At 71.5% G+C, this 26,795-nt stretch carries 31 protein-coding genes, 1 tRNA gene and 1 other RNA gene; 16 read left to right on the forward strand and 17 right to left on the reverse strand.

Features of this window, described 5'->3' with window-relative positions; translation table 11 throughout:
• Positions 1-83: 83 nt before the first annotated feature.
• Together otsB and ACWAUO_RS07295 are read right to left on the reverse strand one after the other, a co-directional pair.
• Positions 84-875, reverse strand: coding sequence for a trehalose-phosphatase (gene otsB / locus ACWAUO_RS07290; protein WP_460774272.1), 792 nt, complete (start codon positions 873-875; stop codon positions 84-86).
• Positions 872-2,278 (reverse strand): alpha,alpha-trehalose-phosphate synthase (UDP-forming), encoded by a 1,407-nt coding sequence (locus ACWAUO_RS07295; protein WP_460774274.1) that lies wholly within the window; start codon positions 2,276-2,278, stop codon positions 872-874. Before ACWAUO_RS07295 ends, otsB begins: the two co-directional genes overlap by 4 nt.
• A 121-nt stretch (positions 2,279-2,399) precedes the next feature.
• On the opposite strand from ACWAUO_RS07295, the gene ACWAUO_RS07300 reads away from it, so the two are divergent.
• From ACWAUO_RS07300 to ACWAUO_RS07330, 7 genes are all read left to right on the forward strand, one after another.
• Positions 2,400-2,657, forward strand: a complete 258-nt coding sequence (locus ACWAUO_RS07300) for a hypothetical protein (RefSeq protein WP_460774275.1) — start codon at positions 2,400-2,402, stop codon at positions 2,655-2,657.
• A 48-nt stretch (positions 2,658-2,705) separates the two neighbouring features.
• Positions 2,706-3,137: a MarR family winged helix-turn-helix transcriptional regulator gene (locus ACWAUO_RS07305; RefSeq protein WP_460774277.1), complete on the forward strand. Its 432-nt coding sequence runs from the start codon at positions 2,706-2,708 to the stop codon at positions 3,135-3,137.
• A complete protein-coding gene (locus ACWAUO_RS07310; RefSeq protein WP_460774278.1) occupies positions 3,134-4,363 on the forward strand; it encodes an MFS transporter in 1,230 nt (409 codons plus the stop codon). Before ACWAUO_RS07305 ends, ACWAUO_RS07310 begins: the two co-directional genes overlap by 4 nt.
• A 71-nt stretch (positions 4,364-4,434) precedes the next feature.
• The gene (locus ACWAUO_RS07315; RefSeq protein WP_460774279.1) at positions 4,435-4,809 is read left to right on the forward strand and encodes an SseB family protein; all 375 of its coding nucleotides are present in this window, start codon (positions 4,435-4,437) and stop codon (positions 4,807-4,809) included.
• 103 nt (positions 4,810-4,912) lie between these two features.
• Positions 4,913-5,869 (forward strand): AraC family transcriptional regulator, encoded by a 957-nt coding sequence (locus tag ACWAUO_RS07320; RefSeq protein WP_460774280.1) that lies wholly within the window; start codon positions 4,913-4,915, stop codon positions 5,867-5,869.
• 32 nt (positions 5,870-5,901) lie between these two features.
• Positions 5,902-6,234 carry a putative quinol monooxygenase gene (locus ACWAUO_RS07325; protein WP_460774282.1) on the forward strand — a complete coding sequence of 111 codons (333 nt, stop codon included), beginning with the start codon at positions 5,902-5,904 and terminating at the stop codon, positions 6,232-6,234.
• The gene (locus tag ACWAUO_RS07330) at positions 6,231-7,193 is read left to right on the forward strand and encodes an alpha/beta hydrolase (RefSeq protein ID WP_460774283.1); all 963 of its coding nucleotides are present in this window, start codon (positions 6,231-6,233) and stop codon (positions 7,191-7,193) included. Before ACWAUO_RS07325 ends, ACWAUO_RS07330 begins: the two co-directional genes overlap by 4 nt.
• A gap of 51 nt (positions 7,194-7,244) precedes the next feature.
• Here the strand turns inward: ACWAUO_RS07330 and ACWAUO_RS07335 are convergent.
• Positions 7,245-7,317: transfer RNA gene (locus ACWAUO_RS07335), tRNA-Lys, on the reverse strand.
• Between the two features lie 127 nt (positions 7,318-7,444).
• Here ACWAUO_RS07335 and ACWAUO_RS07340 point away from each other — a divergent pair.
• From ACWAUO_RS07340 to ACWAUO_RS07350, 3 genes are read left to right on the forward strand one after another with little or no spacing between them, the layout of a single operon-like run.
• Entirely contained in the window at positions 7,445-8,272 is an 828-nt protein-coding gene (locus ACWAUO_RS07340) for an inositol monophosphatase family protein (protein ID WP_460774284.1), read from the forward strand.
• Positions 8,269-8,841, forward strand: a complete 573-nt coding sequence (locus tag ACWAUO_RS07345) for a hypothetical protein (protein WP_460774286.1) — start codon at positions 8,269-8,271, stop codon at positions 8,839-8,841. Before ACWAUO_RS07340 ends, ACWAUO_RS07345 begins: the two co-directional genes overlap by 4 nt.
• Positions 8,838-9,320, forward strand: coding sequence for a cupin domain-containing protein (locus ACWAUO_RS07350; RefSeq protein WP_460774287.1), 483 nt, complete (start codon positions 8,838-8,840; stop codon positions 9,318-9,320). Before ACWAUO_RS07345 ends, ACWAUO_RS07350 begins: the two co-directional genes overlap by 4 nt.
• A 1-nt stretch (position 9,321) precedes the next feature.
• On the opposite strand, the gene ACWAUO_RS07355 is transcribed toward ACWAUO_RS07350, so the two are convergent.
• Complete coding sequence (locus ACWAUO_RS07355; protein WP_460774289.1) at positions 9,322-9,747, reverse strand: Lrp/AsnC family transcriptional regulator; 426 nt, start codon at positions 9,745-9,747, stop codon at positions 9,322-9,324.
• A 69-nt stretch (positions 9,748-9,816) separates the two neighbouring features.
• Between ACWAUO_RS07355 and ACWAUO_RS07360 the strand changes: the two genes are divergently transcribed.
• Entirely contained in the window at positions 9,817-10,446 is a 630-nt protein-coding gene (locus ACWAUO_RS07360; RefSeq protein WP_460774292.1) for a LysE family transporter, read from the forward strand.
• A 39-nt stretch (positions 10,447-10,485) separates the two neighbouring features.
• Here ACWAUO_RS07360 and ACWAUO_RS07365 read toward each other — a convergent pair whose 3' ends face one another.
• Positions 10,486-10,752, reverse strand: a complete 267-nt coding sequence (locus ACWAUO_RS07365; protein ID WP_460774294.1) for a hypothetical protein — start codon at positions 10,750-10,752, stop codon at positions 10,486-10,488.
• A 144-nt stretch (positions 10,753-10,896) separates the two neighbouring features.
• Between ACWAUO_RS07365 and ACWAUO_RS07370 the strand changes: the two genes are divergently transcribed.
• Entirely contained in the window at positions 10,897-12,111 is a 1,215-nt protein-coding gene (locus ACWAUO_RS07370) for an exonuclease domain-containing protein (protein ID WP_460774295.1), read from the forward strand.
• A gap of 210 nt (positions 12,112-12,321) precedes the next feature.
• Here ACWAUO_RS07370 and ssrA read toward each other — a convergent pair.
• Positions 12,322-12,691, reverse strand: a transfer-messenger RNA (tmRNA) gene (gene ssrA, locus ACWAUO_RS07375).
• 238 nt (positions 12,692-12,929) lie between these two features.
• Between ssrA and ACWAUO_RS07380 the strand changes: the two genes are divergently transcribed.
• The 3 genes from ACWAUO_RS07380 (at position 12,930) to ACWAUO_RS07390 (ending at position 17,251) form a co-directional block, all read left to right on the forward strand.
• Entirely contained in the window at positions 12,930-14,354 is a 1,425-nt protein-coding gene (locus ACWAUO_RS07380; RefSeq protein ID WP_460774297.1) for an HNH endonuclease signature motif containing protein, read from the forward strand.
• 74 nt (positions 14,355-14,428) lie between these two features.
• A complete protein-coding gene (locus tag ACWAUO_RS07385) occupies positions 14,429-15,769 on the forward strand; it encodes a M20/M25/M40 family metallo-hydrolase (RefSeq protein WP_460774298.1) in 1,341 nt (446 codons plus the stop codon).
• A gap of 21 nt (positions 15,770-15,790) precedes the next feature.
• Positions 15,791-17,251, forward strand: coding sequence for an MFS transporter (locus ACWAUO_RS07390; protein WP_460774300.1), 1,461 nt, complete (start codon positions 15,791-15,793; stop codon positions 17,249-17,251).
• 51 nt (positions 17,252-17,302) lie between these two features.
• Here ACWAUO_RS07390 and smpB read toward each other — a convergent pair whose 3' ends face one another.
• From smpB to prfB, 4 genes are all read right to left on the reverse strand, one after another.
• Entirely contained in the window at positions 17,303-17,779 is a 477-nt protein-coding gene (smpB, locus tag ACWAUO_RS07395; protein ID WP_460774302.1) for an SsrA-binding protein SmpB, read from the reverse strand.
• Between the two features lie 68 nt (positions 17,780-17,847).
• Positions 17,848-18,765 (reverse strand): permease-like cell division protein FtsX, encoded by a 918-nt coding sequence (gene ftsX / locus ACWAUO_RS07400; RefSeq protein WP_460774304.1) that lies wholly within the window; start codon positions 18,763-18,765, stop codon positions 17,848-17,850.
• The gene (gene ftsE / locus ACWAUO_RS07405) at positions 18,762-19,739 is read right to left on the reverse strand and encodes a cell division ATP-binding protein FtsE (RefSeq protein ID WP_460774306.1); all 978 of its coding nucleotides are present in this window, start codon (positions 19,737-19,739) and stop codon (positions 18,762-18,764) included. The genes ftsX and ftsE overlap by 4 nt, the downstream gene beginning before the upstream one ends.
• Before the next feature lie 66 nt (positions 19,740-19,805).
• Positions 19,806-20,918 (reverse strand): peptide chain release factor 2, encoded by a 1,113-nt coding sequence (gene prfB / locus ACWAUO_RS07410; RefSeq protein WP_460774307.1) that lies wholly within the window; start codon positions 20,916-20,918, stop codon positions 19,806-19,808.
• A gap of 25 nt (positions 20,919-20,943) precedes the next feature.
• Between prfB and ACWAUO_RS07415 the strand changes: the two genes are divergently transcribed.
• Positions 20,944-22,272 (forward strand): MFS transporter, encoded by a 1,329-nt coding sequence (locus ACWAUO_RS07415; protein ID WP_460774309.1) that lies wholly within the window; start codon positions 20,944-20,946, stop codon positions 22,270-22,272.
• A 6-nt stretch (positions 22,273-22,278) separates the two neighbouring features.
• Here ACWAUO_RS07415 and ACWAUO_RS07420 read toward each other — a convergent pair whose 3' ends face one another.
• From ACWAUO_RS07420 to ACWAUO_RS07450, 7 genes are read right to left on the reverse strand one after another with little or no spacing between them, the layout of a single operon-like run.
• Entirely contained in the window at positions 22,279-22,680 is a 402-nt protein-coding gene (locus tag ACWAUO_RS07420) for a pilus assembly protein TadG-related protein (RefSeq protein WP_460774377.1), read from the reverse strand.
• Between the two features lie 14 nt (positions 22,681-22,694).
• On the reverse strand, positions 22,695-23,198 hold the full coding sequence (locus ACWAUO_RS07425) for a TadE family protein (RefSeq protein WP_460774311.1): 504 nt from the start codon (positions 23,196-23,198) through the stop codon (positions 22,695-22,697).
• Positions 23,173-23,562, reverse strand: a complete 390-nt coding sequence (locus tag ACWAUO_RS07430) for a TadE/TadG family type IV pilus assembly protein (protein WP_460774313.1) — start codon at positions 23,560-23,562, stop codon at positions 23,173-23,175. Before ACWAUO_RS07430 ends, ACWAUO_RS07425 begins: the two co-directional genes overlap by 26 nt.
• Before the next feature lie 3 nt (positions 23,563-23,565).
• On the reverse strand, positions 23,566-23,778 hold the full coding sequence (locus ACWAUO_RS07435) for a hypothetical protein (protein WP_460774378.1): 213 nt from the start codon (positions 23,776-23,778) through the stop codon (positions 23,566-23,568).
• Positions 23,779-23,814: 36 nt separating this feature from the next.
• A complete protein-coding gene (locus tag ACWAUO_RS07440) occupies positions 23,815-24,729 on the reverse strand; it encodes a type II secretion system F family protein (RefSeq protein ID WP_460774315.1) in 915 nt (304 codons plus the stop codon).
• Positions 24,726-25,586, reverse strand: coding sequence for a type II secretion system F family protein (locus tag ACWAUO_RS07445; protein WP_460774316.1), 861 nt, complete (start codon positions 25,584-25,586; stop codon positions 24,726-24,728). The genes ACWAUO_RS07440 and ACWAUO_RS07445 overlap by 4 nt, the downstream gene beginning before the upstream one ends.
• Positions 25,583-26,743 (reverse strand): CpaF family protein, encoded by a 1,161-nt coding sequence (locus tag ACWAUO_RS07450; protein WP_460774318.1) that lies wholly within the window; start codon positions 26,741-26,743, stop codon positions 25,583-25,585. Before ACWAUO_RS07450 ends, ACWAUO_RS07445 begins: the two co-directional genes overlap by 4 nt.
• Between the last annotated feature and the right edge of the window lie 52 nt (positions 26,744-26,795).

Below are 26,795 nucleotides of genomic sequence, written 5' to 3' on the forward strand. Positions count from 1 at the left end.
GGCATCAAGGAAGACGGGTTGTCTTATGCGCTGTATCAGCCGTTGCTATAGCCGTCCGCCTGTCGGAAGACCGCTCGACAGGTTCACCGGACCAGGTCGGCACGACGTGCGGCGAGGGCCGACAGGAACGCCGCCAGCTGCTCGATGTCGGGGACCCGGACCGTCGCGGCCGTGTCCCCCTCCCCCACCCGCACGCCCACGTCGCCGGCGCCGAGGCTCGACAGCGCGTCCTCGTCGGTGACGTCGTCGCCGGCGAACAGCACGGCGTCGGCGCCGACGAGGTCGCGCAGCGCCGCCACCGCCGTGTCCTTGCCCTCCTGCCGCGAGGCGTATTCGAGGATGTCGTGTCCGGTCCGCCGGCGCCATGCGGGCTCCTGGCCCTGCATGAGCCGCTCGATCCGCTCGTGCGCCGTCGCCGTGGCCGCGTCGTCCGCGAGGCGGGTGTGCACGGCGAAGCCGAAGGTCTTGGGCTCGATCCACACCTCGGGGAGGTCGGCGACGGCCGCCTCGGCGTCGGCGCGGATGCGGTCGCGCTCGGCGAGCTCCTTCGGCGTCAGCGCAGGTGCCGGCTCCGCCTCGCCCGGGTGACGGAACTCCGCGCCGTGCGATGCGGCGAGGTGGATCGGCGAGTCCGGGCTGTACTCGGAGATGACCTCGAGGTCGGCGAGGCTGCGTCCGGACACGAACGCGACGACCGTGCGCGGGAGCGCCGCGAGCGCCTCGACGGCGTCGCGGGCGGCGGGCAGCATCCGTGCCGCCATCGGGTCGTCCTGCCGGGGCGCGAGGGTGCCGTCGAAGTCGAGGGCCGCCAGCAGCGTGCCCGCTGCGGCGAGGTGCTCGATCGCGGCTGCGGTGTCGGTCGTGGGCTCGGTCATGCGTTCTCCGTCCGGCGCATCCGGTCGAGGGCCTCGAGGAACTCCGCCGACCAGTCCTGCACGTCGTGCTCGCGGACCCGGCGGCGGAGCGAGCGCATGCGGCGACCCTGCTCGGCCGGGGGCATCTCGATCGCGCGCATGATCGTGTTCTTCAGCCCGCCGATGTCGTGCGGGTTCACCTGCAGGGCGCTGCCGAGTTCGTCCGCGGCGCCGGCGAACTCGCTGAGCACGAGCACGCCGCGGTTGTCGACGCGGCTGGCGACGTACTCCTTCGCGACGAGGTTCATGCCGTCGCGGAGCGCCGTGACGAGCATGACGTCGGCGGCGAGGTAGAGGGCCACCATCTCCTCGCGCGGGAAGGCCTGATGGAGGTACCGGATCGCGGTGTGGCTCATCGTGTCGTAGTCGCCGTTGATCCGGCCGACCGTCAGCTCGATCTCGTCTCGCAGCTGCACGTACGCGGCCACCCGCTCGCGGCTCGGGCTCGCGACCTGCACGAGGGTCACGTCGCCGACGCTCGTCCGGCCGTCCTCGAGCAGTTCGCCGAAGGCCTTCAGCCGGTGCCGGATGCCCTTCGTGTAATCGAGCCGGTCGACGCCGAGGAGGATCTTCTTCGGGTTGCCGAGCTCCTCGCGGATCTCCCGCGCCCGCGCCTGGATGTCCTCGCGCTGCGCCAGCTCGATGTAGAGGTCGGCGTCGATGGAGATCGGGAACGCCTTCGCGAGCGCCACCCGGGACGTGCCGTCCGGGTTCGGCACCCGGATGCCGGAGGCCCGGGTCTCGTAGCGGAGCTGACGGCGCACGGCACGGGCGAAGTTGCCGGCGTCGGCGCTCCGCTGGAAGCCGATGACGTCGGCGCCGAGGAGGCCCTCCAGCACCTGCTTGCGCCACGGCAGCTGCGAGTACAGGCCGTATGCCGGGAACGGGATGTGGTGGAAGTAGCCGATCGTGAGGTCGGGGCGGAGCTCCCGCAGCATCCGCGGGACGAGCTGCAGCTGGTAGTCCTGCACCCACACGGTGGCGCCCTCGGCGGCGTTCTCCGCCGCGGCTCGGGCGAACCGCTCGTTGACCGCGACGTAGGCCTCCCACCAGGCGCGCTTGTAGAGCGGGGCGGCGATGACGTCGTGGTAGAGCGGCCAGATCGTGTCGTTCGAGAACCCCTCGTAGTACAGCTCCACGTCGGATGCGGTGAGCGTGATGGGGACGAGGTGCATCCCGTCGAAGTCGAACGGCTCGAGTTCGACGTCGGGTTTGCCGGGCCAGCCGACCCAGGCGCCCTCCGACGCGCGCATGACCGGCTCGAGGGCGGCGACGAGCCCGCCGGGAGACCGGCGCCACCCGCCGTCGTCGTCCCGGTCGACGGGAAGGCGATTGGCGACGACGACGAATTCGGCTGCTGACACGCGATCTCCAGTTTCCAGGCCCGTAGGGGTGTGTCGCCCAGGCTACCGCGCGGCACTTCCACGCGTCGGCCGGTCGCGTCAAGCAGGGCGGGGCGGTACCCTCTCGCGCTAGCGTGGGCACATGCGTGGGTATCTCTTCGGCTCCGGACTGTTCAGCGCGATCCTCGGCGGGTTCACCCTGCTCAAGAGCCTGCGCAACTCCGACGAACCCTTCACCTGGCGGACCGCCCTCGCGTGGCTGAGCTGGGGCACCACGATGGCGCTCGCCATCGGGACGGTCGTCGACCTCTTCCGCGCCAAGCGCGGGCACATCGTCCCGAGCGACTCGCGGGTCTCCGGCGACGAGCAGAAGCTCATGCGCCGCCGCATCCGCGACTGATCCCGAGATCGATACCGGAGTTATATACCTCGGTTATATGATCGAGGGATGACCAGAGCCGACGACATCGAACGGATCGTCATCGCCGCGCACGCGCTCACCCGCATCGCGGCCCTGTCGACGCAGAACGACGCGCCCTCGGCGCAGTGGCGCGCACTGAGCCTCCTGCAGCAGGGCCCGCTCCGCGTGGGCGACCTCGCGCGGCTGGCGCGCACCACCCAGCCCGGGATGACCCGGCTCGTCGGGCAGCTCGTCGACCAGGGGCTCGTGACCCGCACGAACGACCCCGACGACTCGCGGGCGACGGTCGTCGCGCCGACCGAAGCCGGGTCCCGGGCGCTCGCCGCCTGGAAGACCGAGCTCGGCACCGCGCTCGAACCGCTGTTCGCCGACCTCACCGAGGCCGAGTGGGCCGCGCTGGAGCATGCCTCCCGCATCCTCACCGAACGTGCCGAGGCCGTCCCGGCGGCCACCCGATGAGCGGGCACGGCACGGCGTCGTTCCGGCAGCAGCCGGCGTCGGTCTGGGCGGTGGCGTTCGCCAGCATGGTGGCGTTCATGGGGATCGGGCTCGTCGACCCGATCCTGCCCGCGATCGCGGAGTCGCTCGATGCGACCGCGGTCGAGACCGAGCTCCTGTTCACCAGCTACCTGGTCGTGACCGGGCTCGCGATGCTCATTACGAGCTGGATCTCGAGCCGCATCGGCGCGAAGGCGACGCTCCTGGTCGGTCTCGGGCTCATCGTCGCGTTCGCGCTGCTGTGCGCACTGTCCGGCAGCGTCGACGCCGTCATCGGCTTCCGCGCCGGCTGGGGGCTCGGCAACGCCCTGTTCCTCTCCACCGCGCTCGCCACGATCGTGGGTGCGAGCAGCGGCGGCAGCGGCGCGGCGATCGTGCTGTACGAGGCGGCGCTCGGCCTGGGCATGGCGGTCGGCCCGCTCCTGGGCGGCCTCCTCGGCGAGACGAGCTGGCGCGGTCCGTTCTTCGGCGTGGTCGCGCTCATGGCGATCGCGTTCGTCGCGGTCGCGACGCTCCTTCGCACGAAGGGCGCGGCGAAGCCCACCCCGGTGCCGTTCTCCGCGCCGTTCCGCGCGCTCGGGCGCCCGGCGCTCGCCGTGCTGGCCGTGGCGGCGCTGTTCTACAACGTCGGGTTCTTCGTACTGCTGGCCTTCTCGCCGTTCCCGCTCGGGTTCGGTGCGATGGGGATCGGGTTCACGTTCTTCGGCTGGGGCGTCGCGCTGGCGATCTCCAGCGTCTGGGGCGCACCGCTCCTGCTCCGCCGGCTCCGGCGTACGACCGTCATGCTGTGGACGCTGCCGCTCCTCGCGGCGGACCTCGTCGCCGCGGCGGTCGTCGTGGAGGATGCGGCCGGACTCGTCGCCTGCATCGTCGTGGGCGGACTGCTGCTCGGCGTCATGAACACCGTCCTCACCGAGGCGGTCATGGAATCGACGGATCTCCCCCGGTCCGTGGCGTCGTCGGCGTACTCGGCGGTGCGCTTCCTCGGCGGCGCCGCAGCCCCGCCGGTCGCGGCCTGGCTGTGGCACGCGTACGGCGCCGCCGTGCCGTACGCGTTCGCAGCCGCCGCCATGCTCGTCGCGACCGCCGTCATCGCCTGCTTCCGCCGCGTGCTGGCACGGGTCGACGCGACCGAGGCGGATGCGGCCGAGGAGGCCGCCGCGGTGCTCGTCGGCGACGCCGCCTGACCGTCACGACACGCACGAGGGCCCGGGGTCACAGCGACCGCGGGCCTTCGTGCTGCAAGGATCGGAGGATCATGACTGCGACCCCCCACGACCTGACCGCCCTCGCCGCCCGCGCGGAGGCCGGCGAGATCAGCCACATCGAACTCATCGACGCCTTCCTCGAGACCGAGATTTACGTGCCCTCGATCTCCGACCCGGAGGCCGGCGCGATCGACCCGGTCATCTCGCGCGTCGACGAGGTCGACTACCTCGTCATCGGCGCCACCGTCGACGCGCTCGAGGAGACGATCGACGTCGCCCGTTACGGCGTGCCGATGGACGGCCGCGTGCTCGTGGCCGGCATGGACCCCGAGCTCGGCATCCTCGTCAACCTCGGCGGCGGCGGCGCGTTCGCGATGCCGAAGGCGATGCTCGACGACATCCGCGGGGGCGCCCCGCTCGGCTGATCCGGCTTCATCCGTCGCGGATGCCGCATGTCCGGGGGCGACACCCGGCATCCGCGACGGATGAACCGTGGTGTGCGCGGCGGCGTGCTGGTTGACTCTGCACATGTCGCTGCAGGAGCTGTGCACGCTCGTGACGCGACACGCGCGCACGGGGCTGCGCTGGTCCGCGATCCCGGGCGTTTCGGTCGCGCGACTGGACGCGCCCGGTCCGCTCGACGTCGGCGGCACCGGCACCATGCTCGCCGTGGTCGGGCAGGGCACCAAGCGGTTGGCGGTCGGTGACACGATCCACGGGTACGGGCCGGGCCAGTATCTCGTCGCGTCGCTCGACCTTCCGACCACGGGCCGCTTCACCGACGTCACACCGCAGCATCCCGCGCTCGGGTTCGGGATGCGGATCCGCCCCGAGGTCGTCGGCGAACTCATGCTGAGTCCTGCCGCCGAGGTCCTCCGCGAACCCGCGGCGCCCGCGGCCTCCCCGCCGGGCGTCGCGGTCGGCACCGTGTCCCCCCGCCTGCTCGACGCGGTGGTGCGGATGCTGCGCCTGCTCGACCACCCGGACGACATCCCGGCGCTCGCACCGTTGATCGAACGCGAGATCCTCTGGCTCGTGATGACGGATGCGGCGGGCGCCGCGGTGCGGCAGCTCGGCGTCGCAGGCAGCACGCTCGACCGCGTGCGCGGCGTCGCAGGCTGGATCCGGGAACGGTACGCCGAGCCGGTGCGGATCGAGGAGCTGGCACGACGCGCACGCATGAGTCCGTCGGCGTTCCACCGCGCGTTCCATCAGGTGACCGCGATGAGTCCGATCCAGTTCCAGAAGCAGGTGCGGTTGCACGAGGCACGCCTGCGGCTCGTGCAGCACGCCGGCGACGTCGGCGAGGTGGCGTACGCCGTGGGCTACGAGAGCCCGTCGCAGTTCAGCCGGGAGTACCGGCGGCTGTTCGGCGAGGCGCCGAGCCGGGACGCGGCGCGCCTTCGCGAGACCCTGACCGCCGACGGACGCGCGCCCGCCGCGGGCACGGCAGGATCGGGCAAGGATCGGCGCGGATCGGTCTAGGTGCCCGCCGCGGTCGAGCGTGTGATGGAGGCATGACCGATACGACAACCGTCACCTACGGATTCACCGCCACCATGACCGCCCGTCCGGGTCGGGGAGCCGAGCTCGTCGAGCTGCTCCTGACCGGACTCGACGAGGGCAATCCCGCCGCGAGCGAGTACTGCCTCGTCTACCTCGTCAGCCGATCCAGCGAGAACCCCGACGTCGCGAGCGTCATCGAGGGGTGGACGAGTGAAGCCGACCACCACCGGTTCTTCGGCGGCGACGCCGCGCAGCGCATGATCGCGCAGTTCGACGGTCTGCTCGCCGAGGAGCCGCAGTACAGCGCGCTCGTGCCCGTCGGCGGGAAGGCCGTGCTCCGATGACGGCGCCGCGCCGGCCGGCGGTGGACCCGGAGCTGCAGGCGCTCGCATCGGCGCTCCCAGACTTCCCGGCGTTGGACGCGACCTCGCTCCCCCGCATCCGGCCGTACGCGACGGCGCCGATCGAACCGCTGCTCGCCGACCGTGACGTCGACCGCACCGAGGTCACCGTGACCGCGCGGGACGGGCATCCGCTCCCGGTGACGGTCCTCGCGCCACATGCAGGCGGCCGACCCGCGCCGGGGATCCTCTGGCTCCACGGCGGGGGCATGGTGATGGGCGACCGGTTCTCCCAGCTCAGCGTGCCGCTCGACTGGCTGGACGCGTTGGGCGCGGTGATCGCCACCGTCGACTACCGGCTCGCGCCCGAGGCCACGGGTTCCGCGATCGTCGAGGACGCGTACGCCGCGCTCGAATGGTTCGCGGCGGCGGCGCCGGAGTTCGGCGTCGACCCGGACCGGCTCGTCGTGGCCGGGGTGAGCGCAGGTGGGGGCGTCACCGCCGGCCTCGCCCTCCTGGCGCGGGACCGCGGGGGTCCCCGCATCGCCGCGCAGGTGCTGGGCTGCCCCATGCTGGACCACCGCAACGACACCGTCTCGGCGCAGCAGTTCACCGGGCCCGGGGTGTGGTCGAAGGAGTCCAACGCGTTCGCGTGGGGCGCGCTCCTGCCGGAGGCGGTCCCGGCGTCGCCCTACGCGTCGCCCGCGCTCGCCGATGATCTGTCCGGCCTGCCCCCGGCGTACATCGACGCGGGCACCGCCGAGGTGTTCCGCGACGAGGACGTGGCGTACGCGTCACGCATCTGGGCCGCGGGCGGCGCCGCCGACCTGCACGTCTGGACCGGCGGCATCCACGGGTTCGACGCCAGCTACCCGGCTGCGGCGCTGTCGCAGGCCGCCCGGCGGACGAGGACCGCGTGGCTGGAGCGGGTGCTCTCCCGCATCCCCGCACGGGCGGGCTGACGACCGAAGCAGAAAGCCCCGCAGAGTGGCGAGACTCTGCGGGGCTGTCCGTGCACCCCCTGGGACTCGAACCCAGAACCCACTGATTAAGAGTCAGTTGCTCTGCCGATTGAGCTAGAGGTGCGTGATCCGGGCGGTTTTTCGCTCTCCCGAACCGAGGATTAACACTAGCATCGACCCCGCCGGGTGCGCGAATCGAGCCCCGTCCCCACGCACCTCGGGCGCGTCGCGGCGACCGGTATCCTGGCGGGGTGACGTCCCCCCACTCCCCGGTCCCGGGTGCGCCCTCGACCCTGTCCGACGATCTCGACCTCGCCCTCCGCCTCGCGGATGCGGCGGACGCGGCCTCGATGGCACGGTTCGACGCCGCGGACCTCGATGTGCACGCCAAGCCCGACGCGTCGTACGTGACGGAGGCGGATCTCGCCACCGAACGCGCGATCCGCGAGATCCTCGCAACCGAGCGCCCCGACGACGGGGTGTTCGGCGAGGAGTACGGCGCCGAGGGCGACAGCGCACGGCAGTGGATCATCGACCCGATCGACGGTACGCACAACTACCTCCGCGGCATCCCGATGTGGGCGACCCTCATCGCGCTCGCCGTGGACGGCGTGCCGCAGGTCGGTGTGGTCAGCCAGCCTGCGATCGGCCGCCGCTGGTGGGGCGCGACGGGGCTCGGTGCCTGGACGGCCACGGCCGACGGACCCCGCCGTATCCGTGTGTCGGACGTCGACGAGCTCGCCCGGGCGAGCGTGAGCTACCAGAGCATGCAGCAGTGGGACGGCGTGGGCCGCGCCGACGACGTGCTGCGCCTGAGCCGCGCCGTGTGGCGCGACCGCGGCTACGGCGACGCCTGGCCGTACATGCTCCTCGCCGAGGGCCGGCTCGAGATGGTCGCCGAGTTCGACGTGAAGGAGTACGACATCGCCGCGCACTGGCCGATCGTCACCGAGGCCGGCGGACGCTTCACCGCCTTCGACGGGTCGGAGACGCTCACCGGGGGTTCGTCCCTCGCGACGAACGGCGTGCTGCACGAGACGTTCCTCGACTTCTTCCACGGCGAGCGGGCGGGCGCATGATCCGGCGCCGCACCGGCACGGCGCTCACGGTGGCCGCCGCATCCGTCCTCCTGCTCGTCGGCTGCGGCGGCGCGGCCGAGGAGGCACCCACCGCGACGCCGACGGCGGATGCGGTCACCTCGACCCCGACGCCGGAACCGACGGTCACCCCCACCGAGGACGCCGACGCCGTCCCCACCTGCGAGACGCTGATCCTGCCCGAGGTGGTCGAGAGCTTCACCGAGCAGGGCTGGACCGCGGAGGCCGACACGTTCCGCATCGGCGCGACCGAGGTGCCCGAAGGCCTGTGGTGCGTGTGGGGCGACTACAGCGTCGCGAGCGACCACGTGCAGATCTACGGCTGGGCACCCGTCGACCCGGAGGTCGCGCGCACGGCACGCGCCGACCTGCTGGCGAGCGGATGGCGCATGGTCGACGATCCGGACCACGACCGCGTCACCGAGAACCCCGACACCGCGCTGGATCTCGACGAGGACGGGTACGGCATGACGTACGAGTTCGGCGACGGTTGGGTGATCGTCTCCGACACCCGCCAGGGGCTCCTGCTCATCGAGCGACCGGACGCGTGAGCTCGGCGGACTGGATCGAGCGGCTCGGACTGCAGCCGCTCGAGGGCGAATCCGGCTGGTGGGCGCCGGTCTTCCGTTCGACGGTGCCGGTCGCGAGCGAACTCGGCGACACGACCGCCTGCAACGTCATCCACTACCTGCTCGATGCCGAGCGGCCCATCAACGCCTGGCACCACCTCGCATCGGACGACACCCACATGCTCCTCGACGGCGGACCGGTGGAATACATCACGGTGGACGAGGCGGGAGCGGTGCGCACGACCGTGCTGGATGCGGCACACCCGGTCATCAGCATCCCCGCCGGGTCGTACAAGGCGCTGCGTCTGCTCGAACCGGACTCGTACGCACTCATGGGGTCGGTCGTGACGCCGGCGTGGACGCCGGAGCGGGTGCGGATCGAGCCGCCCGTGCTGCGCGACCGGCCGGAGTGGCTGACCGACGACCTCATGCACGCGCTGACGACCGGCTTCCCGGTCTGACTCACGTGCTGCGCAGCGCGAGGCGCGTCTCGGTCTGCGCCGCCCCGCCCTCGCGTTTGAGCCGCCGGAGCAGCGTGTTCAGCGCCCCGGTGTCGCGGGCGTGCACGCGCAGCAGGTAGTCGTACGGCCCCGTGACGTGCACCGCGTCGACGATCTCGCGCACGGCACCCGCCCAGGCGAGGAACGCGTCCGAGTCGCGGTCGTCGCGGAGCCTGACGTCGATGAACGCCTCGAGCGCGGCGGCCGGGTCCGGCAGATCGGTTGCGAGGATCGCGCGATAGCCGAGGATGACACCGTCGGCCTCAAGGCGACGGACCCGCGCGGCGACCGCGTTCGTGCTGAGCCCGACCTCCCGCCCGATCGCACTGAACGATGCACGGGCGTCGTCCCGCAGGATGCCGAGGATCTGTTCGTCGATCGCGTCCATGACAGCGATCATCGCAGTTCCACGCCCGATCTGGCAGCAAGCTTCGCGGCGTCAAGGATGCTGTGACGCATGGATCCCACTGCGTTCGCGGCCGGCGTGCTCGCGGGGCTCGCGCTCGCGGTGCCCCTCGGCGCCGTCGGGGTGCTGCTGCTCGCGGAGGGCGCGACGTGGGGTCTCCGCCGGGGGCTTCCCGCCGCAGCGGGTGTCGCGACGGTCGACGCCGGATACGCCGCGCTGGCGGTGTTCGCGGGAGCCGCGCTCGCACCGGTGATCACCGGCTGGGGCGTCTGGCCCGGGGTGGTCGGCGGCCTGGTGCTCGTCGCCCTCGGGCTGCACCGCGCGATGCGCGCGTTGCGGACGCAGCCTGCGGAGGCTGTGGGTCGCGAGCCTCGTCCGGGCGGCGGATGGCGCCGCTTCGCCGCCTTCGTCGGGCTCACGGCGCTGAACCCGGCGACGCTGCTCGTCTTCGCGGCGATCGTGGCGGGGCTCGCCTCGACCGTCCGCTCCCCCATGTCCGGGTCGGCGTTCGTCGCGGGGGTGGCCGCCGCATCCCTCGCGTGGCAGGTGCTGCTCGTCGGCGTCGGCGCGCTGCTGCACCGGCATGCCGGAGCGGGCGTCCGCCGCGCCACCGGCATCGTCGGCGGGTGCGCGGTCGCGGTGTTCGGCGCGGCGCTCTGCGCGGGTGCGCTCAGCGGCTGAGCACGTTTCGGGCGGTGCGCGGCCGCATCCGCCCCCGGGTCACCAGATGATGCCGCCGCCGATCGAGATGCCGCCCCAGGTGAGCAGCACGAAGATGGCGGCGAACACGACGGGCGCGATGCCCTTGCCGCTGCGGGCGAGGCCCTTCAGAAGGGCGATGACGACGAGGATCGCGGCGACGATCGAGAGGCCACCGCCCACGACGAGCCCGATGAACAGCGGGATGGGCATGAGCACGAGGCCGAGGAGGCCGACCCAGAAGGCGGCCCAGGCGGTCGGGTTGCGGCGTTCCACAGAGGAGGACATGGCTCCATTGTGGCGGTTACGCCACGCACGCAGAACGTTACGCGACCCAAGACCGACAAAATGACCGGCTGGGCGGATGGCGCGCCGCACATGGTCGCGATCTCCGCCTGCGTAACGTGAGGTTCGAAAGTCGGGGGGACGGTTATGGGGCTCAACTTCGTCGCGGTTGATTTCGAGACCGCGAACAGGTCGCACGATTCAGTGTGCGCGGTGGCGGCAGTGAGAACACGAGACGGCGTGATCGTCGACGAGTACCGCGCACTCGTCTGCCCACCCGGCGGGGCAGACGACTTCGAGTCTGCGAATACTCGCGTGCACGGGATCGATTCAACGATGGTTGCGGACGCCCCCATATGGCCCGCGGTCTATCGCGATCTCCGTTCGTTCCTTCAGGACGACGTGGTCGTCGGGCACAACGTAAGTTTCGATGTGTCCGTGCTTCAGAACGCATGTAGTGCGTACGATCTCAGCCTGCCGACGCTCAACACGTTGTGCACGCTGGAACTGGCGCGTGCGGCGCTCCGCGTACCTTCTTATTCCTTACCCTGGGTGACCGAACACCTGGGTCTGCCGGCTTTCGACCACCACGATCCGCTGGCTGACGCGCGCGCGTCGGCGCTCGTTCTGGTCGCTCTCGCCGAACGTATCGGCGCGACGGACGTATGGGATCTGAGTCGCGCACTCGCAGTACCTGTCGCGCCGACGTGGTCGGAAAGCGAGGACGCCGTGTTCGCCGCGCTGACAGCGAAGAGCGACGACATCATCGGCACTGGGTTCGCCGGCGAGGTTGTCTGCTTCACCGGCGCACTCAAGATGATGATCCGCGAACGCGCACGCGAGCTCGTCGTCGAGCAAGGCGGCACGTGGCAGGACGGAGTCACGCGGAAGACAACGATTCTCGTCACGGGTGACTTCGACGAGCGCTCTTTTCGACCCGGCGCCGCCTTCTCAAGCAAACTGACGAAGGCGTTCGCTCAGATCGAGGCGGGCCAGAAACTGGAAATCATCACAGAGGAAGCGTTCATCACCAGGATGACGCTGGGTGAACAGGAACTCCGGGCGCGCATCGGGGCACGCAAAGCCCGTTCCAAGCTGCCCGAGTGGGTCCTCATTCAATCCGGCAACGGGCCGAACGGAGACTTCTGGAGCTGGTATCGCGCTGCACTCGCACACCCCGACGGCCGAGCTTCCGATGGCGACCCGTGCATCTGGTGCGATGCTCCGATTCCTGAGCGAACTCATTGGGTCCACCGTGATCGTCGCGTGTGCAGCGTGCACTGCAACGAACGCCTCAAACGAAGTGCAAGCCGCGCATGGCGAAACGCCGGCATTCGATTCAGCCCACCTGATTGGGGGTGACCCGGAAGAGGATCTCTCCAGCGAGTGGCGCCAGAGGTGGCCATCCGACTGCGTCGATATCCGCTGATGTCGGACGCAGCATCGGCATCGCTAGCACCGTGGCTCCTGCTGCGTAGATGAAGATTTCGAGGTTCGCGGAGCGAGAAAAGAGAAAGGGCCCGAGATCCGCGTGATTCCGCGGGTCTCGGGCCCTTTCGTGTGACAGTGGTTGAGTGGAGCTGGGGGGAATCGAACCCCCGTCCAACGCTGGGTCTCCGCGTCTTCTCCGGGCGCAGTCTGTGCAGACGTTCTGCTCGGCTCCGACCTTTGTCACAGACACCTAAGTCGACAAGCCCAGCCTGGGAAGAGTCCCGCGTGACGTCCAGGCGCCGCCACACAGCAAGATTCCTAGATGACGCCAGGATCCGTATCGGAATCACATACGGTCTGACGGACTATCGGGCTCGCTTACGCAGCGAGGGCGAAGTCAGTGCGCTTTGCATCGGCACTTATTGGTTTGCGGGGAGCGTTTACGAGATAACCCCACATCCTCGGCCCGCTTCTCGCGGATTCGCAGGCGCTGTCGAAACCGATCAGCCCCATGGAACCTTCTCGCGAAGGGCCACTGTCACACTCTTGAGTTGCCAATCCCGGATGCAGAGCACCCGAGCATCACAGGATACAACAGGTCGGCGACATCACCCATTCCCGGGCCCGCTCCGTCGTCCTCTCCTCCCCAGGTGGCGAGAACATGCAGTCTCGATAAGTTGTCCACAATCTCCGTTGTGACCTGGTGTTTGACGCGTCTGGATGTCGGAGGCCCCGAGGAGAATGTGGGCATGACGATCAGCGTCCCGCCTCCCGCTCCCGGCATCACCGGGATGCTGCGCGAGGCCCTCGCGACGTTGACCGATCCCGCATCCCTCGCCAGGCTGTCCGACGAAGACCTCATCGATGCGACCCGAGAGGCGGAGTCGCCCGGACGACTCGTCGACGCCGCCCGCGTCTTCGCCGCGGGTGAACTGGCCGATCGCTCGCGACGGAGCCTCGGGATGGAAGGACTCGCCGCCCGGCTCGGCTGCCGCAACGCGGCCGAACTCCTCGAACGCGCCCTCCTCGTGTCCGGCCGTACGGCACGCGACCGCATCGCGACCGCCGAACCGCTGCGCGACCTCGTCTCGATCACCGGCGAGGTGCTGCCTGGCAGGTTCCGTGCCGTACGGTCGGCGCTCACCGGTGGGATGCTGTCGCTCGACGCCGCGACCGCGATCGCACGCACCCTCTCCCCCGCAGCCGAGCGCGGCGCGGATCCCGGTGCGATCGACGCGGCCGTCGGCGAGCTCGTCGCGTCGGCGATCGGCCGACCGCCGACGTCGGCAGACGACGCCGAACCGCCGTGCACGGCGGATGAGGTCCGGATCATGGCGCAGACCTGGGCGCTCGTCCTCGACCCCGACGGCGCACTCCCCGACGAAGCGAAGGGCCTCCGCCGACGCGGACTCACGCTGGGGCGGCTGCGCGAGGGCACCGTGCCGCTCCGCGGGGAGCTCCTGCCCGACGTGGCCGCGCAGCTGCAGCGACTGATCGACGCCTATCTGAACCCGCGGGTCGACGACGCCGGCACCGGCCCGACCTTCCGCGACGACGAGCTCGTCGAAGACCACGAGCATCGCTCGAGCACCCAGCAGCGGCACGATGCACTGGCAGGCATCCTCACCGTCGCAGCCACGCACCACGACACACCCACACTGGGCGGCGCCGCGCCGACCCTCGTCGTCGCCGTCACGGCCGACGAGCTGGAGCGCGGGAACGGGACGGCGTTCGTCCAGGGCGCCGACGACGACCGCACCGCCGTCCCGGCATCGGTCGCACGGCACACGGGGTGCGCCGGCGCGGTGCAGCGGGTCGTGCAGGCCCCCGACGGCCGCATCCTCTCCCTCGGACTCCCGCAGCGCACGTTCTCCGCCCACCAGCGTCGGGCGATCACCCTCCGCGACGGCGCATGCGTCATCCCCGGCTGCCATGTCCCCGCCACCTGGTGCGAGGTCCACCACGTGCAGGAGGCTGCGAGGGGCGGCCCGACCCACACCGACAACGGCGTGCTCCTCTGCTGGTTCCACCACCGCACGATCGACACCGGCGGGTGGCGCATCGAGATGCGTGCCGGTGAACCCTGGGTCAGCGCGCCCGGGTGGGTCGATCCACACCGGCGATGGCAACGGGCCCGGTCCCCGCTGGGACGCTGGCGACGGCAACGGGCGTGACCGGGGCCGGGCGCACACGGATGCGGGCGCGGCGCAGCCGCATCCCGACCTCGCCGCTCACTAGGCTCGTGCCCATGACCGCCGATCGTGCCGACGTCCGCCCCGGCATCGCCGAGCGCCTGTCGCGCATGATACGGCTGCCGACCGTGTCCGCCGAGCTCGACCGGCGCGGGATGGCACCGTTCGAGGCCTTCGCCGACCTCCTCGTCGAGCTGTACCCGCTCGTGCACGAGCACCTCACGCTCGAACGGCACACCGAGCTCGGGCTCCTCTACCGGTGGGCCGGACGCACGGATGCCGACCCGGTCGTGCTCATGGCGCACTTCGACGTCGTCCCGGTCGACGAGAACGACGCGTGGACGTACCCGCCGTTCGAGGGGCGCATCGCCGACGGCTTCGTGTTCGGCCGCGGCGCCCTCGACGACAAGGGCCCCCTCGTCGTCATCCTCGAGGCCGTCGAGAACCTCCTCGCCGCCGGCTTCACGCCGGCACGCGACGTGTACCTCGCGTTCGGCGGCAACGAGGAGACCTTCGGCGACGCCGCCCGCGAGATGGCGCGTGTCCTCCACGAACGCGGTGTCACGCCGTTCCTGGTCATCGACGAGGGCGGCGCCGTCGTCGACGCCCCGCTGCCGTTCCTCCACGGGCAGGCCGCCATGGTCGGCGTCGGCGAGAAGGGGTTCGTCAGCCTCCTCCTCACCGCCCAGGGCGCCGGCGGACACGCGTCCGCACCACCGCCCATCACCGCCGTCCGCCGCATCGCCCGCGCGATCGACAGCCTCGAACCCGGCACGTTCCGCCCGCACGTGCCGGTCGCCATCCGGCGGATGCTGTCGATCCTCGCCGCGCAGGCCGACCTCGGCCCGCGCCTGCTGTACCGGCTGCTCGCCGCGTTCCCCGCCGTCACCGGTCGGGTGTTCGCCGCGATGGGCGGCGAACCGGCCGCTCTCGTGCGCACGACCGTCGCCGCGACGATGCAGTCCGGCGGCACCGCCCCGAACGTGCTCCCCTCGTCCGCATCCGCGACCGTCAACCTCCGCATCGCGCTCGGCGAGACCGTCGAGGGCACCGTGGCCCGCGTCATCCGGCAGATCGACGACCCCGACGTGCAGGTGACCGTCCTCGAAGGCGACGACCCCTCACCGGAGTCCTCGGTCGAGGGCGCCCCGTTCGCCGCCGTCACCCGCGCCGTCGCCGCCTCGTACCCCGAGGCCGCCACGGTGCCGTACGTGATGATGCAGGCCAGCGACGCCCGCCACTTCCACCGGTTCGCGCCCGCCGTCTACCGCTTCGCCCCGCTGACCATGAGCGCCGCGCAGCGGGCATCCGTCCACGGTGTCGACGAACGCGTCGGCATCGACGCCCTCCAGCGCGGGGAACACTTCCACCGCGCCCTCATCACCGGGCTCGGCTGAGCCCTCGTGCAAAGGAGCACCATGACGCAGCGCGTCACGCTCGGCGCCCTCGCCGGGGTCGTCGGCTTCCTCGCCTTCGTCGAGTTCACCAGCGGCGTGCTGCAGGGCTACTACACCCCGATGCTCACCGACATCGCCCGGCACCTCGGCATCCACGACGCCGACGTGAACTGGCTCGAGGGCGCGCAGCTGATGCTGTCCGCGCTCGTCGTGCCGGTCCTGGCGAAGCTCGGCGACATGGTCGGCCACAAACGGATGCTGCTCGTCTCGACCGCCGCGACCGCCGCCGCATCCCTCGTGCTGCCGTTCACCGACTCGTTCGCCGTGTTCCTCATCGCGTGGGCGCTGCAAGGCTTCTACGTGGTCTGGCTGCCGCTCGAGATTGCACTCATCTGGTCGCGCTCGCGCACCATGGCGGCCCGCACCGTCATCACCGCGCGCGCGGCCGGGCTCCTCGTCGCCGCCCTCGAGGGCGGCGCCATCGCCGGCGCCCTGATCGGCGGCGCACTCGTCGACGTGCTGCCGCTGTCGGTCGTCCTGCTCGTCCCGGCACTGCTCGTCGTCGTCTGCTTCGTCGTCGTGCTCTTCGGCGTGAAGGAATCGCCGAACCCCGCCGGCGGCCGCCTCGACACGGTCGGGTTCGTGCTCATCACGCTCGCCCTGCTGGCCTTCACCGGCGGCCTGAGCCTCCTGCGCATCAACGGCCCCGGAGACGTACTGTCGTGGGGCGTGGTCGTCCTCGGCCTGCTCCTGGTCATCCCGTTCGCCCTGTGGGAGCTGCGCCATCCCGACCCGCTGGTCGACGTGCGCATGTTCCGCTCGCCCGCGCTCGGCCCGGTGTTCCTCACCGCGGGCCTGTTCGGCGTGAGCGTCCTCGGTGCACAGGCGCCGCTGTCGACCTTCGCCCGCACCGACCCCGACGTGTACGGCTACGGGCTCGGCACCGCCGGCTTCGCGACGTCGCTCATCATCGGGGTCTACCTCATCGCGATGATCACCGGCGCACTGCTGTACCCGGCCGTCTCGCGGCTCGTCACCCCGCGCCGTGCCCTGTTCGCCGCGGCGGTGTTCGTCGGCGTCGGGTTCCTGCTCTTCCTGCCGTTCCACGACGCGTACGCGCAGGTCATCACGAACATGGTCGTCGTCGGCCTGGGCTCCGGCGCCCTCGTCGCGGCGCTCCCCGCGGCGGCCGCGGCGGCCGCCCCCGCGGCGCAGACCGGCGTCGCCACCGGGCTCACGAACTCGGTGAAGACGGTCGGCGGCGCCATCGCATCCTGCGTCTTCGGCATCGCACTGTTCGCGGGCACGGCCGCGCAGGCGGGCGGCGTCGAGGGCACGGCGGGCTCGTTCACCGGCTACCTCACCGTGTGGACCGTCTGCGGCGTCACCGCGCTCGTCGCAGCCGTGCTGCTGCTGTTCGTGCCGAAGGCGTCGTTCACCGACCGCACGGTGCCGCAGGACGCGGAGCCCCTCGTCCGCTGAGGCGGCAGCCGCCCGCATCCGTCATCCGCGAGGCGGAACGGATGCGGCGGGTCACTCCCCCATGCGGTTGCGGGTGCGCATGGCCCGCTCGGCCTCGCGCTTGTCCTGCCGTTCCCGCAGGGTCTGACGCTTGTCGTACTCGCGCTTGCCCTTCGCGACCGCGATCTCGACCTTCGCGCGACCGTCGGAGAAGTACAGCTTCAGCGGCACGAGCGTGTAGCCACCGGCGGCGACCGCGTGGGAGAGCTTGATGATCTCCTCCTTGTGGAGGAGCAGCTTGCGGGTGCGCTTGGCCGAGTGGTTCGTCCAGTGCCCCTGCGAGTACTCCGGGATGTGCACTGCATCCAGGTACGCCTGGCCGTTGTCGATGAACGCGTATCCGTCGGACAGGTTCGCCCGGCCCTCGCGCAGCGACTTCACCTCGGTGCCGGTGAGCACGAGGCCCGCCTCGTACGTCTTCTCGACCGAGTACTCGTGACGCGCGCGGCGGTTGGTCGCGATGACCTTCTCTCCGCGTTCCCTGGGCATGGTTGCACTCCTGTTCGACGGCCGCACCTGCTGCGGCAGCCCGTCAGTCTATCAACGAGCGGCGCGGGTCACGCCCGCAGCCACCGCCGGATGGCGAAGCTCGCCGACGCCGCCGCGAGCACGACGCCGATCACGATGATCACCGGGATGACGATCGCGAGGTCGCCGGGGCCCACCCACGTGGTCACGAACGCGATGCGCTCGCGCAGGTAGCCGCCCACACCGAACTCGACGCCCGCCCACACCGCCACGCTCGCGAGCACCGAACCGATGAGCGCGGCGAACACGCCCTCCAGCACGAACGGCGTCTGGATGAACCGGTTCGACGCACCGACGAGGCGCATGATGCCGATCTCCTTGCGCCTGGCGAAGGCGGACAGTCGGATCGTCGTCGCGATGAGCAGGACCGCGGCGATGAGCATGAGTCCGGCGATCCCGACCGCGATGTAGGTGGCGACCGTCAGCGCGGAGAACAGCGGCTCCAGGTACTGCATCTGATCCGCCACCTCCTCGACGCCGTCCATGCCGCCGAACGCCTCGGCGATGACGTCGGAGTTCGTCTGGTCGACGAGGTTGATCGAGAAGGTCGCGTTGATCTGGTCGGGCGTGATGACGCCGACGTACTCGTCGCCGAGCTGCGCGATCGCGTCGTCGTACGCCTCGTCGCTCGTCTGGAACGTGTAGTCGCGGATGAGGGGGGTCAGCGCGGGACCGTTCAGCTCGGCCTCCACCGCCTCGATCTGCTCCTCGGTCGCCGCGGCGCCGTCGGCACAGGTGTCGGTCGTCGACACGCTCGTGCACATGTACACGGCGACCTGGGCGCGGTCGACCCAGAAGTCCTTCATCTTGCCGATCTGCAGCTGCATGAGCACCGCGGCGCCCACGAACGTGAGCGACACGAAGGTCACGAGCACGACCGACACCACCATGGAGGCGTTGCGGCGCAGACCGCTCAGGGCCTCGCCGAGGATCAGACCACTCCTCATCGGGTCGGCCCCACTTCGTCGTCGTCCTGGCCGAGGCCGAGGCGGTCGGCGAGACCGAGCTCCTCCACCGCGACGTCGGGGATCGGGGTGACCGGCACGGAGCGGGTCACGGGTGCCGGCTCCACCGCGGGCGCGGCGTCCTCACGCGGCTCACGGTCGAGCTCGTCGAGCCGCAACGGCTCGATCTGACCGGTCTCGGAGATCTCGCGCCGGAGCTCCTGCACCGCGGTGAGGGCTGCGGTCGCCGCGGCGCCGCGCTCGGCCTCGGGCGTGAGGCGCGGGATGCCCGACGTGTCGCCGTACCCGCCGCTCGACTCGTCGCGGACGATCTCGCCCTGCTTGAGCTCGATGACCCGGCGCCGCATCTGGTTCACGAAGCCGGCCTCGTGCGTGGCCATGACGACCGTGGTGCCCCCGGCGTTGATGCGGGCGAGCAGCTGCATGATGTCGACGGATGTGGCGGGGTCGAGGTTTCCGGTGGGCTCGTCGGCGAGGAGGAGTTGCGGCCGGTTCACGAGCGCACGGGCGATCGCGACGCGCTGCTGCTCACCGCCGGAGAGCTCGTGCGGCAGGCGCTTCTCCTTGCCGGCGAGGCCGACGAGGTCGAGCGCCTCCGGCACGGCCTGCTGGATGAAGCCCTTGGACGAGCCGATCACCTGCAGGCTGAACGCGACGTTCTGGAAGACGGTCTTGGTCGGCAGCAGGCGGAAGTCCTGGAAGACGGCGCCGACGTGGCGGCGGAAGTACGGCACCTTGCGGTTGGGCAGGGCGCGCAGGTCACGGCCGGCGACGACGACACGGCCCTCACTGGGGACGTCCTCACGCAGGATGAGGCGCAGACAGGACGACTTGCCCGATCCCGAGGCCCCCACGAGGAAGACGAACTCTCCGCGTTGCACCTCGAAGTCCACGTTCTGGAGCGCGGGTTTGGAGGTGCCGCGATACCGCTTGTAGACGTTTTCGAACCGGATCATGGCCTGGTCAGCCTAAGCGGGCGAGGCCGCGATCCCGGGCACCGCGCCCGGCGCGCCGCATCCGCGTCAGTCGTCGTCGTCCTTGCGCTTGCGCCAGCGGATGCCGGCGGCGATGAGCCCGTCGAGGTCGCCGTCGAACACGGTCGCCGGGTTGCCGACCTCGTAGCCGGTGCGGAGGTCCTTGACGAGCTGCTGCCCGTAGAGGAAGTAGGAGCGCATCTGATCGCCCCAGCTCGCGGTGATGGTGCCGGCGAGTTCCTTCTTCTTCGCGGCCTCCTCCTCCTTCTTCAGCAGGAGCAGGCGGGTCTGCAGCACGCGCATGGCGGCGGCGCGGTTCTGGATCTGCGACTTCTCGTTCTGCATCGAGACGACGATGCCGGTGGGGAGGTGCGTGATGCGCACGGCGGAGTCGGTGGTGTTGACCGACTGGCCACCGGGGCCTGAGGAGCGGAAGACGTCGACGCGGATGTCGTTCTCCGGGATGTCGACCTCGACGGCCTCCTCCATGACGGGGATGACCTCGACGGCGGCGAAGCTCGTCTGGCGCTTGTCGGCGGAGCCGAACGGGCTGATCCGGGCGAGGCGGTGGGTGCCGGCCTCGACCGAGAGGGTGCCGTAGGCGTACGGGGCGTTCACCTCGAACGTGGTGGACTTGATGCCCGCGCCCTCCGCGTAGGAGGTGTCCATGACCTTCACGGGGTAGCCGTGACGCTCGGCCCAGCGCAGGTACATGCGCATGAGCATCTCGGCGAAGTCGGTGGCGTCGTCGCCGCCCGCACCGGAGCGGATCGTGACGACGGCGGCGCGGTCGTCGTACTCGCCGTCGAGGAGCGTCTGCACCTCGAGGTCGCCGATGACCTTCTCGAGGTCGGCGAGCTCCTTGCGGGCCTCCTCCGCCGACTCCTCGTCCTCCATCTCGTTGGCGAGCTCGACGAGCACCTCGAGGTCGTCGAGACGCTGTCCGACGTCGGAGATGCGCTTGAGCTGTGCCTGCTTGTGACTGAGGGCGCTGGTGACCTTCTGCGCCTTCTCGACGTCGTCCCAGAGGTCTGGGGCACCCGCCTCATCACTCAGGCGGGCGATGTCGGCACGGAGCGCGTCCACGTCGACCACCGCCTCGATGTCGGCGTAGGTGGAACGGAGCGCCTGGATGGCGGCGGAGAGATCGAGCTCGAGCATGACACTCCAGACTAACGTGGAACCGATGAGCGACCGCGACGAATCCTCAGCACCCGGCGCCGCGGCCGTCCTCGGACGGTTCGCCCCGATGATCTACGGCCCCACGATCCTGTTCGCGTTGGGCGAGGGCGCGGTGATCCCGCTCATCCCGGTGATCGCCGAGCGGCTCGGCGCAGACATCACGCTCGCCGCGGTCGTCGTGTCGGCGCTGACGGTCGGGCAGCTGATGGGCAACCTCCCGGCCGGTGCGCTGGTGGCGCGGATCGGCGAGCGGCTCACGATGGCGGGCGCCGGTTCGCTCGTGATCGTCGCGACGGCCGGCGCACTGTGGGCGCCGAACCTCGCCGTCTTCGCGGCCGCGGTGCTGCTGGTGGGCGTGAGCGCCTCCGCGTTCGGTCTCGCGCGACACGCGTTCATGACGACCCGCGTGCCGCTGCACTTCCGCGCGCGGGCGCTGTCGCTGCTCGGCGGCTCGTTCCGGCTCGGCATCTTCATCGGCCCGTTCGTGTCGGCGGCGCTGCTCGCGGTCTTCCCCGGCGAACGGGCGCCGATCTGGTTCTTCGCCGGATGCTCGGTGCTGGTCGTGCTGCTCGTGCTGTTCGGACCCGATCCGGAGACCTCGCTCGCCGCCGAGCTCGAGGCCGACCGCGCGCGGGCGGGATCGCCGTCGGATGCGCGGGCGTCGGTGGCTGCCTCGGTGGATGCGGAGGACTCGGGCGAACCGGTGACCGGCTCCATCCCGACGGCCGGACGCGCAGGGGTCTTCCGCACCATGTGGCGGCACCGCACCGTGCTGTCGCGGCTGGGTGTGGCCGCCGCATCCCTGTCCGCCACGCGTGCCGCCCGCCAGGCGATCCTGCCGTTGTGGGGCCTGTCGATCGGCCTCGACGGACAGACCATCGCGCTGGTCGTGGGCGTCTCGGGCGCGATCGACTTCGCACTGTTCTACGCGAGCGGACAGGTCATGGACCGCTTCGGGCGCCTCTGGGCGGCGCTGCCGTCGATGGTGCTCATGGGCGGCGGGTTCCTCGCGCTGTCGTTCACGCACGACCTGGGCACGGCGGCGATGTGGTTCGCGATGTTCGCGGCCGTGCTGGGCGTCGGCAACGGCCTCTCGAGCGGCATCCTGCTGACCCTCGGGGCCGACGTCGCCCCGAAGGACGACCCCGCGCCGTTCCTCGGTTCCTGGCGGACGCTGACGGATGCGGGCGGCGCCGCGGCCCCGCTGCTCGTCTCCGGCATCACCGCCGCGCTGTCGCTCTCGTGGGCGGCCGGCGCGATGGGCGTCGTCGCCCTGCTCGGCGCGGGCGCGTTCGTGCGCTGGGTGCCCCGGTTCGTGCCGCGGGCGCGGTGAGCGCGGTCACCGCAGCCCGGTGCGGCTGGTCGCGGTCGCAGTGAGCGCCACCCCGTCCGGGACGAACGCGGAGAACACCGGCGGATGCCACGTGCCCGCCACCGTCACCCGCGCCGAGCGGCCGTCGGGGGTCTCGGCCGTCACCAGCGCCACATCCCCCGGCGCGACGTCCACGACGGCCGCCGCCTGCTCGCGCACGTCGGGGGCGGTGAGCACCGCCTGCGGCTCACCGGCGACGAGCGTCAGCGTGAAGCCGTCCGCGCCGGCGAGCGCCGCCGCATCCGCGACCGCGTCCAGCCGCTTCTGGGCGAGGTAGAGACTCGTCGCGCACACGCAGACCAGCACGATCGCGATGGCCAGCACGGCGTAGCCGAGCGCGAGCGGCAGGATGCTGCCGTCGTCGTCCATCCGACGCCGCGCGGTCACGGCCCGCTCCCCCACAGCCGCGACGTCTTCTGCACCGCCTGCGCCTCGACCGGGATGGAGGTCAGGTCGTCGAGCCCCAGCACGGGAGGCACGAGGGGCAGCGGGATGCGGGCGCGCACCGTCACGGTCAATGTCTCCCCCGCATCCGGACACGACGCCGACGCCCCCGCGCAGGCGAGGTCGATCTCCAGCGTCTCGGCCGGCAGCCCGTACTCGCGGCCGACGTCGGCGAGGATGAGCTCCGCACGCCGCTCGGCGTCCGTCGCATCCGACGCCGTCCCGATCGCGCGAGCCGTGTGCCGTGCCGCGGCCTCCACCCCCAGCGCGCCGGACTGGACGAGCCCGAGCGCGACCACGAGATAGGCGACCGGCACGAGGAGCAGGAGCCCGCCGACGAGGAACTCGATCGACGCCGATCCGCGGTCGTCGGCGAGCGCATGGCGAAGACCCCGCCACCATGCGGGGCGTCCGCCGTCAGTCGAGGCGTTCGACCGGCGCATGACCCTCGACCTCCCACACCCCGGGGACCCCCACGAGCCCCAGCACCGGCATCGGGGCGACGACCGTCACGCGCACCACCGGGTACCCGTCCCTCGTGTCCTCACCGATCGCGACGTCCTGCGCGTACGCGTCGCCCACGGCCCGGACGATCACCGCGCGCGTCCGCTCGGCACCCTCGTCGAGCGTGACGTCGGCGAGCGCGGCGTGGTACGCGCCCTCCACGGCGGCGTCGTGCACCACGTTGCGCACGTACACACCGAGCCCCAGTTGCACCACGCCGAACGTCAACGCCGTCAGCAGGGTGCCGACCAGCACGAACTCGACCGGGGCGGACCCGCGGTCGTCGTCCGGCCACACCCGCATCGCTCAGAACCCGGAGACCCGCGAGATCGCCTGTTCGAACAGTCCGCTGAGCGCCGGCCCCGCCAGCGCCCAGATCACGACGACGAGCCCCGCGGTCATCAACGTGATGAGCACCCAGCCGGGAACGTCCCCCCGGTCGTCACCGACCACCCGACCCCACGCGTCGCGCAGCATCCTTCCGAGCCGCGCCGACTGCGCGGCGACCCTCGAACCCATGTCGTCCTCCTTCGTCCGTGGCCCGTCGGGGCCGGTTCACCAGCCCAGGCGCAGCATCAGCACGCCCGGGAAGATCGCGATCAGCACACTGAGCGGGAGGATGAGGAACACGAGCGGGAACAGCATCGCGATCTCCTTGCGTCCCGCCTGCTCGATGAGCACGCGCTTCGCCTCCTCCTGCGCGTCCTGCGCCTGCGCCTGCAGCACCTGCGCGAGCGGCGCCCCTCGTTCCATCGCGGCGACGATCTGGTCGATGCTGCGCGCCACGGCCGGCACGTGCGCATCCCGTGCGACCTCGCGCAACGCGTCCGCGAGCGTCGACCCCGTCCCCACCGCGACCACCGCCCGCTGCAGCAGCGACACGAGTTCGCCCTGCCCGATCGCGGCCACCCGGCGCACCGCATCGAAGACGCCCTCGCCGGCGGCCAGGCAGAGCGCCAGGAACTCGAGGATCGTCGGCAACTCCTCCGTCACCCGCTGCGCACGCGCCGCGACCGCACGACGCAGCAGCACCTCCGGCACGGCACCCGCCGCCACCGCGACGACCAGCGGCAGCACGACCACCGGCGGGGTCACAGTCCCGGCGAGCGCGACGGCGACCGCGAGCACCGCACCGAGGAGCAGCCCGGCCAGCGCCCACACGAGCTGACGGATGCGGAACGCGGCGGCATCCGTCGTCCTCCCCGCACGGCGCAGACGCTGCTCCAGCGCGGCCCCGTCACCGAATCGCGCCACGAGCGCCGGCACCCAGGCACGCCACGGCTCCGGGCGCGACAGCGGGGTGAGCCCGAGCGGATCGGCGACATCCCGCAGGTACGGCGCGATCCGCCGGTCCAGGGTCACCGCCCGCCACCGCGGCAGCGCGGACAGGATGAGGCACACCCCGAGGCCGAACGCCCCGCCGAGCAGCACACCCAGCGCGAGGTGCGTGACGGCGTCCGCGCCGGTCATCCGAACCACCGCCTCGGCTCCGGCAGTCGCCCGAGCCGCAGCATGAGCCGGAACGCGACCACCGACACGACCGCGCTCACGGCGATGAGCACGACCCCCTCCGGACTCGCGTACGCCCGCGCACCCTCCGGACGCATCGCCAGCAGCACCATCACGAGCCACGGCGCGACGACACCGAGGACGGCCGCACCGCGCACCCACGACTGCCGCGCCTCCGCCTCACCGCGCACGGTCGCATCCGAGCGCACCCCCGCCGCGAGCGAACGCAGCACCGGCACGAGTTCGGTGCCGCCCACGTCGCGCGCCATCCGCAGGGTCTCCACGATCCGGTCGGCGACCGGGTCGGCGAGCGCCGCCTTCACCCGCAGGATGCTGGTGTCGAAGTGTCCCGACGCCGACAGGTCCCGGGCGTAGGCGGCGAACACGGGGCGCACGGGTGCGGGCGCCGACGTCGCGAGGGTCGCGACCGCATCCGGGAGCGAGAGCCCTGACCGGACCGCGGCGATGAGGAGGTCGCAGACGTCCGGCCACAGCATCCGCCGCGCCCGCCGGAGCAACCGGGCGCGGCCTCGCAGCCACAGCACCGGCAGCGCCCCGGCGGCGAGCGCCGACACGAGCACCAGGACCGGGACCGCGGTGAGGAGCCACACGGCCGACGCGGCGACGACGGCGAACGCGAGACATGCGACCACCAGCACGGTCGGCGGGCGGTGCGCGAACCCCGCCTCGGCGAGGAGCGTCGTCATCCTCGACGGCCGCCGGTCCCGAGGCGCTCGCGCGACGCCGCGGGGCCACAGCCACGGCGAGATCGTGAGGAGCACACCCGCGGCGAGCGACGCGCCCCAGAGCAGGGTCATGACGGACCACCCCACCGGAGCACCGGGCGCGTCCGCACCGTCCCGTCGACGACCTCCCCCGTCGTCTCGACGATCTCGACCACGCGACGCCGACCGTCCGCTCCGAGCGCGCAGTGCGCGACGAGGTCGACCCCGGCGGCGATCGCCGGCACGACGAACGCGCGATCGATGTTGCGGCCGGCCAGCAGCGGCAGCGCGGCGAGCTTGCGCAACGCGTCGGGCGCGCTGTTCGCATGGATCGACGCCGCACACGGCACGCCCGTGTTCAGCGCGAGCAGCAGGTCGAGGGCCTCCGCGTCGCGCACCTCGCCGACGACGATCCGGTCCGGCCGCATCCGCAACGCCTCCTTGACGAGCCGTCGCAGCGTCACCTCGCCGGTCCCCTCGAGACTCGGTTGCCGCCCTTGGAGGGCCACGAGGTCGGGCGCGTCGACCGCGAGCTCGAAGGTCTCCTCCACCGTGACGATCCGCTGCCTGCTCGCACACGACGCGATGAGCGCCGCGAGCAGCGTCGTCTTGCCCGCGTGCGTGGCGCCGGAGACGAGGATGCTGCGACCCTCCCGCATCGCGTCGGCGAGCAGCATGGCACCGTCTGGCGGCAGCGAACCGATCCCGACGAGCTGCTCGAGCGTGCGGTACGCGGGGAGGAACTTGCGGATGTTCACGGCCCAGTGGCGCCGCGTGATCCCGGAGATCACGACGTGCAGCCGGGAACCGTCGGGGAGGGACGCGTCCACGAACGGCTGACTCACGTCGACGCGGCGGCCGGTGGCGTGCAGCATCCGTTCGACGAGATCCTGCACGCCTGCATCCGTGAGTCGCAGTGGCAGCCGTTCGCTTCGGCCGCCCCTCGCTGCGAAGATCCGGTCGGGGCCGTTGATCCAGATCTCCTCGATCGTCGGATCGTCGAGGTAGGGCTGCAGCGGGCCGAAGCCGCCGACCGCGGCCAGCACGTCGCGCACGGCCCCGGCCTCGTCGTCGATCGTGACGCCACCCTGGGCGAGCGCGAGGTCGTTGTGCCGCCGGAGCTCCGCGCGCACGACCTGCGCCGCGACCTCCGGCTCACGGGTCGGGTCCGTGCCGTCCCGCCGGAGCCGCTCACGCACGCGCTCGGCCAGCGCGAGGTGCGCGGCGGGAGCGGCGTGGGCGAGCGACATGCGCACCAGCCTGACGAATTCCCCCGGTCATGGCAGGGCTTATCCACAGCGT

The sequence above is a fragment of the Microbacterium sp. GXF7504 genome, from assembly GCF_054798235.1.